General features: G+C 66.9%; 15 protein-coding genes. 10 read left to right on the top strand and 5 right to left on the bottom strand.

The annotated features are described in order from the left end of the window. Positions 1-41: 41 nt before the first annotated feature. Positions 42-500 (top strand): cutinase family protein, encoded by a 459-nt coding sequence (locus A5758_RS17310; protein WP_304441259.1) that lies wholly within the window; start codon positions 42-44, stop codon positions 498-500. On the opposite strand, the gene A5758_RS17305 is transcribed toward A5758_RS17310, so the two are convergent. Together A5758_RS17305 and A5758_RS25840 are read right to left on the bottom strand one after the other, a co-directional pair. Beyond that, entirely contained in the window at positions 495-1,769 is a 1,275-nt protein-coding gene (locus A5758_RS17305) for a serine hydrolase domain-containing protein (protein ID WP_067742363.1), read from the bottom strand. The genes A5758_RS17310 and A5758_RS17305 overlap by 6 nt on opposite strands. 69 nt (positions 1,770-1,838) lie before the next feature. Further along, positions 1,839-1,991 carry a hypothetical protein gene (locus A5758_RS25840; RefSeq protein ID WP_197503972.1) on the bottom strand — a complete coding sequence of 51 codons (153 nt, stop codon included), beginning with the start codon at positions 1,989-1,991 and terminating at the stop codon, positions 1,839-1,841. A gap of 60 nt (positions 1,992-2,051) precedes the next feature. Here A5758_RS25840 and A5758_RS17300 point away from each other — a divergent pair, with 60 nt between their 5' ends. From A5758_RS17300 to A5758_RS17280, 5 genes are all read left to right on the top strand, one after another. After that, positions 2,052-2,225 (top strand): CsbD family protein, encoded by a 174-nt coding sequence (locus tag A5758_RS17300; protein ID WP_066954818.1) that lies wholly within the window; start codon positions 2,052-2,054, stop codon positions 2,223-2,225. Continuing rightward, positions 2,222-2,929, top strand: a complete 708-nt coding sequence (locus tag A5758_RS17295; protein WP_369816453.1) for a cutinase family protein — start codon at positions 2,222-2,224, stop codon at positions 2,927-2,929. The genes A5758_RS17300 and A5758_RS17295 overlap by 4 nt, the downstream gene beginning before the upstream one ends. Before the next feature lie 27 nt (positions 2,930-2,956). Then, entirely contained in the window at positions 2,957-3,940 is a 984-nt protein-coding gene (locus A5758_RS17290) for an NAD-dependent epimerase/dehydratase family protein (RefSeq protein ID WP_067742360.1), read from the top strand. 150 nt (positions 3,941-4,090) lie between these two features. Next, the gene (locus tag A5758_RS17285; protein ID WP_067742358.1) at positions 4,091-5,494 is read left to right on the top strand and encodes a wax ester/triacylglycerol synthase family O-acyltransferase; all 1,404 of its coding nucleotides are present in this window, start codon (positions 4,091-4,093) and stop codon (positions 5,492-5,494) included. A gap of 12 nt (positions 5,495-5,506) precedes the next feature. Further along, a complete protein-coding gene (locus tag A5758_RS17280) occupies positions 5,507-6,670 on the top strand; it encodes a zinc-binding dehydrogenase (RefSeq protein ID WP_067742355.1) in 1,164 nt (387 codons plus the stop codon). Here the strand turns inward: A5758_RS17280 and A5758_RS17275 are convergent. After that, on the bottom strand, positions 6,654-7,040 hold the full coding sequence (locus A5758_RS17275; protein WP_067742353.1) for a PPOX class F420-dependent oxidoreductase: 387 nt from the start codon (positions 7,038-7,040) through the stop codon (positions 6,654-6,656). The genes A5758_RS17280 and A5758_RS17275 overlap by 17 nt on opposite strands. Positions 7,041-7,199: 159 nt before the next feature. Between A5758_RS17275 and A5758_RS17270 the strand changes: the two genes are divergently transcribed. After that, positions 7,200-7,736: a TetR/AcrR family transcriptional regulator gene (locus A5758_RS17270; RefSeq protein WP_067742427.1), complete on the top strand. Its 537-nt coding sequence runs from the start codon at positions 7,200-7,202 to the stop codon at positions 7,734-7,736. Between the two features lie 6 nt (positions 7,737-7,742). On the opposite strand, the gene A5758_RS17265 is transcribed toward A5758_RS17270, so the two are convergent. Then, positions 7,743-8,945 carry a cytochrome P450 gene (locus tag A5758_RS17265; RefSeq protein WP_067742350.1) on the bottom strand — a complete coding sequence of 401 codons (1,203 nt, stop codon included), beginning with the start codon at positions 8,943-8,945 and terminating at the stop codon, positions 7,743-7,745. Positions 8,946-9,054: 109 nt separating this feature from the next. Between A5758_RS17265 and A5758_RS17260 the strand changes: the two genes are divergently transcribed. From A5758_RS17260 to A5758_RS17250, 3 genes are all read left to right on the top strand, one after another. Further along, positions 9,055-9,684, top strand: coding sequence for a cysteine hydrolase family protein (locus A5758_RS17260; RefSeq protein WP_231987343.1), 630 nt, complete (start codon positions 9,055-9,057; stop codon positions 9,682-9,684). Between the two features lie 73 nt (positions 9,685-9,757). Beyond that, the gene (locus A5758_RS17255; RefSeq protein ID WP_067742344.1) at positions 9,758-11,062 is read left to right on the top strand and encodes a diaminopimelate decarboxylase; all 1,305 of its coding nucleotides are present in this window, start codon (positions 9,758-9,760) and stop codon (positions 11,060-11,062) included. Then, a complete protein-coding gene (locus A5758_RS17250) occupies positions 11,059-11,817 on the top strand; it encodes a rhomboid-like protein (protein ID WP_067742341.1) in 759 nt (252 codons plus the stop codon). Before A5758_RS17255 ends, A5758_RS17250 begins: the two co-directional genes overlap by 4 nt. On the opposite strand, the gene A5758_RS17245 is transcribed toward A5758_RS17250, so the two are convergent. After that, a complete protein-coding gene (locus A5758_RS17245) occupies positions 11,814-13,847 on the bottom strand; it encodes a glycoside hydrolase family 172 protein (RefSeq protein ID WP_082939739.1) in 2,034 nt (677 codons plus the stop codon). The genes A5758_RS17250 and A5758_RS17245 overlap by 4 nt on opposite strands. Positions 13,848-14,199: the final 352 nt, after the last annotated feature.

The following is a 14,199-nucleotide window of genomic DNA, read 5'->3' as shown; positions in this document are numbered from 1 at the left end:
CTCGGTGGGATCGGGCGGCGCGCTCAACAGCCCTGGCGCGCATGCTGATCCGTGTCCCGCCGTCGAGGTGGGGTGTCTACCCGGTGAACTACCCCGCGACTGAGGCTTTTGCGGCGAGCGCCCAGAACAGTGCTGATGACCTGGTTGCTCACGTGCAGGACATGATCGGACGCTGCCCCAACACCCGAATGGTGCTCGGGGGATTTTCGCAGGGTGCGGGTGTGATCGATTTGGCCACGCCGGCCATGCCGCCCCAGGCCGCTGATCATGTCGCGGCGGTCGCCGTCTTCGGCAATCCGACGAGCGCACTCGCGAATCATCTGTCGGGCACCGCGTTTCCCCCGATCCGTCCGCCGTACGCCGCGAAGACCATCGACAGGTGCGCCGCCGGTGACCCGGCATGCTCCGACGGCTCCACCATCAAACTCTTCGCGCACGCCTCGTATGTGCAGTCCGGGATGACGGCGCAGGCCGCAACCTTGGTCGCCGCCCGGCTATAGGACCGCCTTGCGCCGCGCGGGCTTGGCGTAGGTGGCGCCGAGCTGCGGTACCCGCAGCGGGCCCTGGTCGCGGGCCGCCAAGATGGCGTTGCGCAACGGACGGGCCAGGCCCGCAAAGGATCCCATGTCGAACAGCAAGGGCGTCAGCAACCGGTTGTGGACGAAGCCGAACGAGCTGCCGGCTTCGGGGTCGGCCCAGCCGAGCGTGCCACCGAGACCGACGTGGCCGAAACCGCGCAGCAAACCGGGCACCGGCGATTCGTGGTAGCCGAGGTGAAATGGCATGGGCACCACCATGTTCGCGTCGGGCCACTTGCGCCGCGCCTGCCCGGCCAGGCCGCGCGCCAGCTCCTCGGACAGGTACTTCTTGCCGTCGATGCGGCCGTCGTTGGCCAGCACGGCATACATCTTCGCCAGCCCGCGGCCGGTCACCACACCGTTGGCAGCGGGGACCTCCCCGTCGAGGAAGGGTGTCTCCCCCTTGATCAGAGAGACGACGCCGGGAAAGTACATCGCGCCCAGCGCGCCGGAGAACGGCAGGCCGGCCATCTTGGGTGCGATGAAGTTGAACACCGGGGCGCGCAGCCTGCCCTGCGGTATCAGGATTTCCGCGGGCTTGGTCGGCGAGCCTCCCGGAGGGCGGCCGAGGTGCAAGCCGTCGGTGTTGAGGGGACGCGCGACCTCCTGGCGGATCAGGTCCCGCATGCCCTTGCCCGTCACCGCCCTGGCCAGCCCGGATAACAGCCATCCGTAGGTAAGGGCGTGATAGGCCTGCACGCCGCGCAAGTGGTCGACCGGCGCGGCGGCGAGACGTTCCTCCATCAGGACGTGGTCCATCAACTGCGCCTTGGTGACGCCGCGCAGGTGCGACAACCCGGAGCGGTGCCGCAAGACGTCGCGGACCGTGATTTCCGCCTTGCCGTTCGCCGCGAACTCGGGCCAGTATTCGGCGACGGGCTCGTCATAGGACAGCAGGCCGCGGTCGGCCAGCCGATGGATCACCGTCGACGCGACACCCTTGGTCGCCGAGAACACCATCGCGCCGGTGTCGGCCGTCCAGAGCTGGGTGCCGGCCCGATCCGACCAGCCCGTCCAGACGTCGACGACGGGCACGCCGTCGATGTAGACGCTCAACGCTCCGCCACCGAACCGGCGCCCGGGAAACAGCTGCGCGAACAGCTTGACGACGTTGCCGAAATGGGGGTCGGCCGCACCGGAGACACCGCGTGGCAGGCCATCGCCGGCGACCAGAAGGGCCGGCGGTTTCACGGTGCCGCGCCGCCCCGCTACCACGAGGTCGAAGCTATCAGCCGCCCCCAGCGAATTCGGGCGATTCGGCTAGCCGGGCGGCTCCGGGGGCTCCGGGGCGGGCGGTGGACCGGTCGGCGAGTCGTTCAGATACCTGCGCAGCCGAAGCAACTGGTTGACCACCATGCCGATGCCCAGCAGCATCAGCCCCACCACTATTGCGACCACGATTGCGGCGCTCACACCCTCCATGATGGCAGGACGGGGTTTCAACATCTCCCATTGCTGGGTAGCCACAGCGGCATGAGTAACGAGGACAAGCTGAAGAACAAGATCGAAGACCTGGGCGGGCGGGCCAAAGAGGCCGTCGGCAAGGCGACCGGGGACCACGACACCAGGGACGAGGGCCGGGCCGACCAGGCGAAGTCCAGCCTCAAGGACGCGGGCGAGAAGGTGAAAGACGCGTTCAAGAAGTGAGCGGGCTTTCCGCGCTGCGCCGGCTGCCGGCGCTCGTTGGACTGGCGGCGCTGGTAGCCGGCGCCCTGGTATCCAGCGCGCCCAGCCCGTCGGCGTCCGCGGAACCGTGTCCCGATGTCGAGGTGGTGTTCGCCCGCGGGTCGGGCGAGCCGCCCGGCATCGGTGGTATCGGCGGGTCGTTCGTGGACGCGCTGCGCTCGCAGATCGGCTCGCGCTCGCTCGGCGTGTACGCGGTGAATTACCCTGCCAGCACGGATTTTTCGGATCCCAGCTTCCCGCAGACGGTGGTCGACGGCATCCGTGATGCCAGTTCGCACGTAGAGGCCACGGCCAAGAACTGCCCTAACACCCGCGAGGTGCTCGGCGGGTATTCGCAGGGCGCGGCCCTGGCCGGTTATGTCACCTCGGCGGCCGTGCCGCCGGGCGTGCCCGCGTCGGCCGTGCCCCCGCCCATGCCGCCCGACGTTGCCAACCATGTCGCCGCGGTCACCCTGTTCGGAACGCCGTCGGGCGACTTCCTGCAGAAGTATCACGCGCCCCCGCTGGCCATCGGCCCGCTGTATCAGCCGAAGACCATCGAGCTGTGCGCCCAGGGCGACCCGGTGTGCGGCAGCGGCAACGGCGGCGACTTCGCCGCGCACGTCTCCTACGGCGTGAACGGCATGACGGGCCAGGCGGCCAACTTCGCCTCCAGTCACCTGTAGCCCGGAAGGCCCTGCAAAGATCGCAGCATGCGCGTTCTGATCACAGGCGGTACGGGATTCGTCGGCGGCTGGACGGCCAAAGCCATCGCAGACGCGGGGCACTCGATCCGATTTCTGGTGCGCAACCCCGGCAAGCTGGAGACTACGGTGGCCAAGCTGGGCGTCGACGTGTCCGACTTCGCCGTCGCCGACATCACCGATCGGATCGCGGTGCGCGAGGCGCTGGACGGCTGCGAAGCCGTCGTGCACAGCGCCGCCCTGGTCGCCACCGACCCGCGCCAGACGACGGAAATGCTTACCACCAACATGCAGGGCGCCCAGAATGTCCTCGGCCAGTCGGTCGAGCTGGGCTTGGACCCGATCGTCCACGTGTCCAGTTTCAGCGCGCTCTTTCATGCCGGCCTGGAAGAGCTGTCGGCGGACCTGCCGGTCGTCGGCGGGGCGGACGGCTACGGGACTTCCAAGGCGCAGGTCGAGATTTATGCCCGCGGTCTGCAGGATGCGGGCGCGCCGGTGAACATCACCTACCCGGGCATGGTCATCGGTCCGCCGGTGGGTGACCAGTTCGGGGAGGCCGGCGAAGGCGTCAAGGCCGCCCTGCAGATGCATGTGATCCCGGGGCGGAGCGGGGCCTGGTTGATCGTCGACGTGCGCGATTTGGCCGCGTTGCATGTGGCGCTGCTGGAGCCCGGCCGCGGCCCGCGCCGGTACATGGCGGGCGGCCATCGCGTTCCGGCGGCGGAGTTGGCAAAGATGCTCGGCGAGGTGTCCGGGTCGGCGATGGTCTCGGTTCCGATTCCCGACACCGCCCTGCGCGTCGCTGGCGCGGTAATGGATCGCGCCAGCCGGTTCGTACCCTTCGATACGCCCTTCACGTGGGCCGGGATGCAGTACTACACGCAGATGCCGGCGGCCGACGATTCGCCCAGCGAGCGCGAACTCGGCATTACCTACCGGGATCCCCAAGAGACTCTGGCTGACACGTTCGAAGCCCTTCGCGCCGTGAGCTGAGCGGTGCGGGGCGCTCAGCTGAAGGACCAACGACTGCCGTAAACGGGGTCCTAATGCCCTCGCCGGCCGTGGTCGGCGGAGAGACCATCGCCGTATCGATTCGAGTCATGCGCGCCCAGGCAGGGTCGGACTTCGGATTGGAGGTACGGCATGACCAAACCCATTCCACCCCTGGATCTTTCATGGCTGTTGATCGAGTCGTCGGCCGGTACGACGCATGTCGGCGCCATGCTGTTGTTCAAGAAGCCGGCCGGCCGCGCGCCCATAGTGCGCGAGATCGTAAAGGCGTATCGGGCGTGCACGCCGGCCCCGCCCTTCAACTACGTTCCGGAGCTGCTCGGTCGGGGGGCGCCCCATTTCCGAGAGGTGACGCACTGGGACCCCAACTACCACGTCGGACACCTGGCCCTCCCCGCTCGCTCCTCCTACGACGATCTGCTGCGGCTCGTGGCGGATCTGCACGAGCCACAACTCGACCGTAACCGGCCGCTGTTTCGGTGCTGGGTGATCGACGGGGTGCCGGACGGTATGTTTGCGATCTACACGAAGACCCATCACTCGATCATCGACGGCGAATCCGGCCTCAAGCTTCTGTACGCCGGGCTGAGCACGACCGGGGAGCGCACCGTCCCGACACCCGCCTTCGCGCAGGGCGCGCCGGAACCCGCGCCGCACCCTCCGACACCCCTCACGTCGCGGATCGCCGACTCGATTCGCGCGACCCTCACGCAGGTCGAGGCGCTCAGCCAGATTTCGGTCGGCGCGCTGCGCAAGCTCTTCGCGACTATCGTCCAATCGCATCTGGAGGGCAGTCTGCCGTTCGGGGCGCAACACGCCCCGACCAACGCCCCGCTGCAGATCGGGCGAAGCTTCGCGACGCTTTCCTTGCCGCTCGAAGAAATGCATGAGGTCGGGCGGCGCCTCGGGGCCACCCTGAACGACGTGGCTGTCACGGTCATCGACGCCGGACTACACGCCTACCTACGCGAGACGGGCCAAGCCTTCGCGCACCCTTTCATTGCGATGTGTCCGGTGTCGCTGCGCGGCGGCCGGGACACGACGATCGGCACGCGAGTGTCGGCGGTGTTTCCGCGACTCGGAGAGCCCGGAGCGAGCATGACGGAACGGATCCATCAGGTGGTGGACTCGGTCGCCGCGTGCAAGAAGGAGCTCAGCCGCATGTCCAGCGAGGCGGCACTCACCTATGCGGCCGGGCTCGTGGCGCTCGCCGGCCTGGGTTCATCCACGCACCTGGACCGCGTCGTGCACCCGGCGTGCAACCTCGTGATCTCCAACGTGGCGGGCGCAGCGGAGATCAAATACCTCAACGGTGCGCGCCTCCTCGGCATCTACCCGGTTTCCGCCCTCGCGGCCTCGATCGGACTCAACGCCACCTTCGCGTCCTACCACGACAGCATGGACTTCGGTTTCGTCGCCAACGCCGCGGCACTCGATGACCTACCGCGCCTCGCCCGGTGCACCCGACGGGCCTATGGAGAGCTGAAAGAGGCGGCAGGACTGCAACCTTCGAGTCCCAAGTCGGCCACCGTGTAGGAGGATCGACTGATGAAGAGCGTAACGTGCACCAACGCGAAGCTGGACGTCGTCGATCTACCCACACCGACGCCGGCCAAAGGCCAGTTGCTGATCGACGTCCTCCGATGTGGCATCTGCGGATCGGACCTGCACGCGCGGCGGCACTGCGACGAACTCGCCGACGTGATGGCCGAGTCGGGATATGACGCGTTCATGCGATCGGATCAGCAGGTGGTGTTCGGCCATGAGTTCTGCGGCGAGGTACTCGATTACGGTCCTGGCACCCGCAAGGCCCCGCGGCCCGGGACCCCTGTCGTCGCCCTGCCGCTACTGCGGCGCGGCAAGGAGGTGCACGGGATCGGGTTGTCGACCATGGCGCCGGGCGCCTACGCCGAGCAGCTTCTGGTCGAGCAGTCGCTGACGTTCGCCGTTCCGAACGGACTGTCCCCCGACGTCGCCGCGTTGACCGAGCCGATGGCCGTCGGGTGGCACGCCGTTCGGCGCGGCGAGGTGGGCAATGGTGACGTCGCCATCGTCATCGGCTGCGGGCCAATCGGTCTCGCGGTTATTTGCATGCTCAAGTCGCATGGGGTGCGCACCGTCGTCGCGAGCGACTTCTCGGCGGGCCGCCGTGCGCTCGCGACGGCCTGCGGCGCCGATATCGTCGTCGACCCCGCACAGGACTCGGCGTACGCAACCCAGGCCGGACGCAAACATCTGCAAGGCATCCTCGAGGCATTCGACCTCGCGGTCGGCACGATCGAGAAGCTACAAAGGCTGCGGCTGCCGTGGTGGCACGTCTGGCGCGCCGCCGAAGCCGCCGGCGCGGCAACGCCCAAGCATCCCGTCATCTTCGAATGCGTCGGCGTCCCGGGCATCATCGACGACATCATCTCCAGCGCGCCGCTGTTCTCGCGGGTCGTCGTCGTCGGCGTCTGCATGGGTGCCGACCGCATTCGACCGGCCATGGCGATCAACAAAGAAATCGACCTGCGGTTCGTGCTCGGCTACACGCCACTTGAGTTCCGTGACACCCTGCATATGCTCGCCGACGGCAAGGTCGACGTCGCGCCGCTGATCACCGGGACGGTCGGGTTGTCCGGCGTCGAAGCCGCTTTCGAGGCACTCGGTGACCCCGAGGCGCACGCGAAAATCCTGATCGATCCGAAGAGCGACGCTAAGCGGCCGGCTTGATCTCCAGCCCCACGTGCACCTTGTCGACGCCGCCGCGCACGATCGAGTGCGCGTAAAACCACCACGCGTGGTACCAGTACCGCTTGAGCACGGCGTTGTACACCCGCCGCGTCTCCGACTTCGGCAGGACCCGCGCGATCGCTTCGACCGGCTCGCTCTTCGGCTTGCCCAGGGCGCCGCTCTTGGCGATCGTCACCCGGGGCGTGTTGTTGATCCGCTTTGTTTTCCACGACCCGTCGTCGGTGATGACCAGGAGCTTCTCCCCGTCGGGCACACCCCAGATCGCCGTCGGTTTCGGGCGGCCGTCCTTGGTGAATGTGGTCAGAAGCAGGTATTTGGATGCGATGACGTCTTCGAAGCTTGGAGCCACGGTTTTTTTCCTTCACTTTTTGAACTGTTCGGAGCAATTCCCCGGTCGTCGATTCCCTAATCATGAACTTGGCCTGCGCTTGTCTCACACGCCGTGTTGATTTTTAGCGATCGCCCAAATTAGGGTCCGTTGATGGCCAGGGACTCCACGACGCGCGACATGCTCATCGACGCGACGATCCAGATCATGGTCGACGAGGGTTACGCCGCGGCGACGTCACGCCGGGTGGCGGCCGAAGCCGGCGTCAAGCCCGCCTTGGTGCACTACTACTTCCCCACCATGGACGAGCTCTACCTGAATGTCTTCCGGCGCGGCGCTGCCGCGTACCTGGAGCGCCAACAGCGGGCGTTGGCATCCGACCGCCCCCTGCACGCCTTCTGGGAAACGCTCATCGAGCCGAAGGACACCCGCCTGCTGCTGGAGTTCATGGGCCTGGCCAACCACCGCAAGGACATCAGGGCCGAGATCGCCGCCTGGTTCGAGCGGTGGCGCGAAATGCAGATTACCGCGCTGAATTTCATTGTCCGCGAAAATGACCTGAACACCGAGGAGTTTCCACCCGCCGGCATCGCGGTCATCATCGCCGCGGTCGGCCGCATGCTGATCCTGGAGCAGGCGCTGGGCGCGACGACCGGCCACCAGGAGGCCATCTCGCTGATGAACCGAATGGTCGACCGATTCGAGATGCCGAGTTAACCCGAATCAGGGCAACACGACTCGCAGCCGCTCCCAGCCCCGCACCGTCGACGTCGAGGCCAATTGCGCCGTGTCGTAGTCGATACCCCATTCGGGCCAGCGGTTCAGGATCTCGTCCAGCGCGATGCGGCCCTCCAGGCGGGCCAGGTTGGCGCCGAGGCAGTAGTGCACACCCTTCCCGAACGTGATGTGCGAGATGTTGTCGCGACGGACGTTGTAGGTGTCGGGATCGGTGTAGCGGCGGTGGTCGCGGTTGGCGGCGCCGAACAGCAGCAGCATGGCGCTGCCGGCCGGAACCGTCGAGCCGTAACACTCGAAATCCCTTGCCATCCAACGCGCGACGTGGGGCCCCGTCGGCTCGAATCGCAGCGTCTCGTCGACGGTACGGGTCAACAGTGACCGATCCTCATCGACGGCGCGCCGCTGGTCGGGATGCTCGGCGAGCACCTTGGCCAGCCAGCCGATCAGCCGGCCGGTCGTTTCGTTGCCCGCCCCGGCCACCACCTGCGTGTAGTGCAGCACCTCCTTGCGCGTCAGTTTTCGGTGCACCCCGTGCTCATCGTCGAACTCGACGTTGAGCAGCGTCGTCATCAGGTCGTCGGAAGGGTTCTTGGCCCGCCATTCCACGTAGTCGGCGTAGATCCGGCCGTCGGCGATCGACTCGGCGTCGGCAACCTTCAGCGGTGCGCCCGGCTTGGTGCGCAGGTTGGCATCATTGGCGTCGCGCACCGAGACTTGTTCGGACTCAGGGATTCCCAACAGCATCCCGATCACCCGCATCGGCATCATCGAGGCAAGCTCCGCGATGATGTCGAAGCCTTGCGAGCCGACGAGCGGGTCCAGGCACCGCACGCAGTATTGCCGAATCTGGTCCTCGAGGGCGGCCATCCGGCGCGGCGTGAACACTCGCGCCATCAGGCCGCGCAGCCTGGTGTGCTCGGGCGGATCTTGGAACATCATGACGCCACCGGGCATGTCGAATTTCGACTGGATGAGCTCGAGGATGTCACTGCGCTTGCTGGAGAACGTCTCCCAGTTGGCCAGCGCCCGCTCGACGTCGGAATGCCGGGACAGCGCCCAGAAGTCATAGCGCTCGTTGTAGTAGATCGGTGCCTCTTCGCGCAGCCGCGCGTACGTCGGATACGGGTCGGCGTTGATGTCGACGTCGTAGGGGTCGTAGTAGACGTCCGTGTCGCTGCTGACGGTCATCGATGCTTCACCTCCACGCCGTTTGGGCGATCGCCCAAATTCGCGGCGCACCCATGTCTAGCAGCAGGTAGACCGGGCAGTCAAGATGCCGGAGAGGGATGATGTCGGCGTGACATTTGACAAGGACACCACCGGGCTGGTGGTGATCGATCCGTACAACGACTTCATCTCCCCCGGCGGCAAGGTGTGGGAGCGCCTGAAGAACGTCATCGAGAGCAACGACTGCGTCACGCACATGAGGCAGGTGCTCGACGCCGCGCGGTCCGCGCATATCCGCGTGTTCTACGCGCTGCATCGCCGATACCGCCCCGGCGATTACGAGACGTGGAAATACATCGCCCCCGTTCAGAAGGCGGCGTGGTCACGCAAGACCTTCGAGTTCGGCACCTGGGGTGGCGAGCTACGCGACGGGTTCGAACCGCAGCCCGGCGACGTCGTCGCCCATGAGCATTGGTGTTCAAGTGGTTTCGCCAATACGGATTTGGACCTGCAGCTCAAACGGCACGGCATTCATCGGCTCATCGTCATGGGGCTGATCGCCCACACCTGCCTCGAGGCCACGGTGCGGTACGGCGCGGAGCTTGGTTACGAGGTCACCGTGGTGCGCGACGCAACGGCGGACTATTCGGACGTGGAGATGCGCGCCGCGCTCGAGGTGAACATCCCGAACTACGCGACCGCGATCCTGCCGGCGAACGAGGTGATCGCCTCGATCGCGGCCAGTGTTCCGGATCTGTGAAGATTTACCGCCCGGGTGTGAAGGCTTCGTTAAGACGGCGGCACGCCCGCGGCCGGACCGGCACCGTGGAGGTATGACGCTCTTCGAGCTGCTTCCGTCGGTGAGGCACGGGTTGAACCCGCACCTCGATCGCGCGGTCTGGCCGCTCAGTGCGTACGTCGACGACCTGGGCCGATTGTGCGTCGGAGACGTCGCCGCCGACGATATCGCCGCCGAGTACGGCACCCCCATCCACGTGGTGGACGAGGAGGATTTTCGCGCCCGCATCCGCTGCTATCGCGCGACGCTCCCCGATGCCGAGCTGATTTACGGCGGCAAGGCGTTGTTCAGCGTGGACGTGGCCCGCTGGGCCGCGGACGAAGGGGCCGGCGTGAAGGTCTGCTCGGCCGCCGAGCTGGCCACCGCGCTGGCTGCCGACGTCCCGCCCTCGCGGATCGTCCTGGCCGGCGCGAAGACCGCGACTGAGCTCGGTGACGCGATCGAGGCCGGGGTCGGGCGGATCGTGATCGACTCACCCAGCGAGATCTCGCTGCTCGCCTGCCGGGTGCGTCACCGGCAGCGCGTCCTGGTGCGGGTCATTCCCGACGTCGGGGCGCCCGACCAAAAATTCGGCTTCGCCCTGTCGGGGGGCCAGGCGGCACTCAGGCGTGTCGTGGACCAGCCGTCGCTCGACTTGGTGGGGCTGCACTGCCAACTCGGGGCGCACCTCACCGACGCCTCGCTCTACGGTGCGGCTATCCGGCAGATGATCGGCGTGATGGCCGAGGTCCGCGAACACCATCAGGTCGTGCTCACTGAGCTCAATCTCGGCGGCGGTCACGCGATCCCATACCGTTCGGGCGACCCGGAACTCAACCTGCGGTCGCTCGGGGCCACCGTCGATGCCGCGTTGGAATCCGCTTGCGCGGAGCGCGGATTCCCGCGGCCGAAGATCGTGATCGAGCCAGGCCGGGCGATCGCCGCACGCGCCGGGGTGACCCTGTGCCGGGTCACAGCTGTCAAGCGGCAGCCGGGCGGGCATACCTTCGTCGCGGTGGACGGCGGACCGGCCGACAACCCGCGGCGTATGGGCGCGAAATACACGGTGGCACTGGCGAACCGCCACCGCCCGACCGCCAGTACACCCGTCACCGTCGTGGGCCGGAATGGACACGGTGACGAGATCGCGCGCGACATCGAGCTGCCCGCGGACATCCACCCCGGAGATCTGCTGGCGGTGGCCTGCACCGGCGCCTATCAGCACTCGACGGTATCGAGCCTCAGCCTGGTGGGTCGGCCGCCGCTGGTCGCGGTCTCCGGCGGCCGCGCTCGAGAACTGGTGCGCCGGGAGACCGTGGCCGACCTGCTGGCCCGCGACCGCGGTTGGAACGGCCAATGACGTCTTCCAGCACGAACGTTCGCGCACGCGCCGACCGCTTGCGTGTCACTGTGGCGTACGCCGTCCTGTTGCTCGCGGTCTCCGTCACCCTGACCGCTATGGGTGCGCGCACCCGCGCCTCGGTCGTCAGCGAAATGAGCACCAACCTGCACAACCTGGCGCACGGCCACCTGGCCGCCCTGGTCGGTAGCGCATTCGTCAGCGACGGGGGCAACGTCTATCTCTGGTTGCCCGGGCTGGTGTGCCTGCTGGCGCTGGGCGAACTCATCTGGCGCGGTAGGGGCTTGCTGATCACCTTTGCCGTCGGCCACATCGGCGCCACCTTGATCCTCGCGGTAGGGCTGGTCGCCGCGGTGGAGACGGGATGGTTGCCGTTCTCGGTCGCGCGGGCCACCGATGTCGGGATCAGCTACGGCGCGGTGTGCGTGCTGGGCGCCCTGACCGCATCGATACCGTTGCGCTGGCGTCCGGCCTGGATCGGTTGGTGGCTTGGCATCGGGTTGGTGGCCACGTCTGACGCGGACTTCACCGCGTTCGGTCACGTTCTGGCGCTGCTCCTTGGCATGGGCTTGTCGTTCCGGTTGCCGTCGATGGCGCGCTGGACGCCCGTGCACGCGACCTTGCTGACCGTCGGCGCCGCGTTCGGGTTCTTCGTGCTGTCGGGATGCTCGTCGTTGATGGCTCCCGTCGGCGGGTTGACGGGCGTCGTGGTGGCCCTGCTCGCCAATCGGGTGGTGCGGTCGGCCGCGGTCTAATCGGTTGAACCGGTCAGCGTCTCGATCTCATAGCGACTGGCCGTCCACGGCGGGGAGTCGGGTACGGGCGTGAGGGTGATCGTCAGCTGCGCTTTGCCCGCGGTTACCGATTGCGGCAAGAGGTACGTGTCGTCGAGCCAGCGATGAAAGCTGTTGTTGCGGGGCTGCAGCCAATTCCCGACGGGGACGCCATCGATGGTGATGTCCGCCGACTGGAAGCCGTCCGCCTGATCCGACGTGCGGCGCAGCAGGATGCCGCGGTTGTCCGGGTTGGTCTCGAGGTGGAACGTGACCGCGGCGTTAGTGGCGCGGACCGATCCGATCACCGGACGGGTGTCGTCGGCGCCTTCATATTCGCTGACCAGCAGCTGATCGGCGCCGTCAGTGTCGGCGTATCCGTGCAGGAGTCGGCTGACCGGGTCGCCCGGGCGAACGTTGTCGCCAGGCGTAAGGGTGTCATTCGGCTGCGTGTAGAGGAAAGCTGTTGAGCTGTAGTCGGGTTGAACCATGTTCCGTTTACCGTGCTCGATGCCGAAGCGGATCGCGGAGTGGTAATCGATGGCGTCGGCGAGCATGAGCCGATAGACGGCGACACAGTAGTCGGCGCAGCCGGCGGTGGCCGTGCGCCGGTCCGGTTGTCCGGTGAGCGGGTCGCTGAAGCGGGTGCCGTCCTTGAAATACCAGCCACCCTCGTAGAGGTCCTCGGTACCGGTGCCATACCACTGGGGCGACCCGGCGCCGTCCGTGTAGACGCGTTCGGCCCCTTCGAGAAAGTAAGGGGCGGCGTCACTGAACGCGGTCCTTATTCGAGAACCGCGGATGGTGTGGCTGACGCCGACGAATTTCCCGTGGCCCTGTTCGTCGGCGAACAACCAGTCTTGGCCGGGGACCGTCGGCCCGGCATGCGAGCGAGCGGTGAAGTAGCCGGCGCGACCGCTGGCCAGTGCGGGCGCCCATTGGGCGTCGGGGACGGTGGTCACGTCGCTGTCGATTCCGGCTACCGGGTCGTCGGTGGTGTTCACAAGCGTGATGCGGGCCGCCTGGGCGAAAGGCATGGGCCACCATGCGGACAGCGACAGCGGTCCTCCGGGCTGCTGGACTACGGCGAACATCAGGGACCGCACGGTATTGGCACCCAGCCCGGCGCCGAAGAACTCCCCGAGCGGGGAGTCGACCATGGTGCGGCCGTCGAAGTCCATTTGCAGCCGCAAGCCGCTCAGCAGTTGGTCCGCCGGTTCGGGCAGTTGCAGCCGTAACGCCGAGATGGTGCCCGGGCCGGTCGATTCCGCGATGGTCGTCTCGGCCCGGGCCGGGACCTCGACAACCCGGTTGTCGTGAACCGCCGCAGCCGCAGATGGTTTGGGGTCAACGGTGCCCGCGGCGCGCATCGTGGCGAGCACGTCGAGCGCGCGGTCGGCGGGCGAGAAAGTGGAGACGCCCACGGCGCTCGAGAATTGGCGATAGTCGACGTGGTAGTACTCGAGATTCGATGCGACGCTGATCCGCATCGACTGTCGGTAGGGCATCGGCACCTTGATGTACACACCGCCGGGCGACTGTGCCGCATTCGCAACGAGCGGCCATTCGAACGGCGCACCCAATGCACCGTCGACCACCGATTGCAGGGGAGCGTCGAGCACGGTTCGTCCGTCCAGTTCGACGCGGATATTCCCGATCCGGGTCACCTTGCCGCCGTCGCGGGTGAGCCAGATCGAATCCACCTCGCCGGCACCGCGGTCCTCCGCGATGACGCAGCCGGCACCGCCGGAGGTCAAGCATCCTCCGGTGCCATTGCGGTTACCGGTGGAGAGGTCGAAATCTCCGCCGCTGCGGTCGAAACTGGAGAGCTGCAGGGCCTGCGTGTCGGTGCGCAGATACGGCAACCGGTCCAGCCGTCGATAGGTGTCCCAGCCGACCAGCCGGTCGCCGGTGTCGTCGCCGATCGGCGCCGCGAGCGCCGCGGCAACACTGGCCGGCACCGAGAGCGCAAAAGCTAACGTTGCGCACCACGCACGAAGAGCCACCGGCATAGCGAATAAGCTTACTTTTCTCGGTCGGGTTGACCGGATTTGGAATCTAACGACGGTCCGGCCCAACAAGGCGCGATGATCCTTCTGGGTGAAATGCATTCATGATGCCGGTAGTTCGGGGAGGAGCGGACCAAAATTGGCACGAGCGGATACGCCGGCGCGGTCAGTGTGGTCGTGCAGATAGCCTACCGAGTTCACCGGCAGGATTGCAATGGGGCACGGCAGATGCCGAGATCGCCGACAATAGTCGGCGGTGCAAAGCCCGTATCTCCGTTCCCCCGAACATGTTTCGCATCGCCCTGCATTGTTGGAAATGTAGGTCGGATCGTGCGCTGCTGCCCATATTATCCCC

This window comes from Mycobacterium sp. 852014-50255_SCH5639931, from assembly GCF_001665605.1.
Taxonomy (GTDB): domain Bacteria; phylum Actinomycetota; class Actinomycetes; order Mycobacteriales; family Mycobacteriaceae; genus Mycobacterium; species Mycobacterium paraffinicum.
This window is presented reverse-complemented; position numbering and strand designations above follow the sequence as displayed.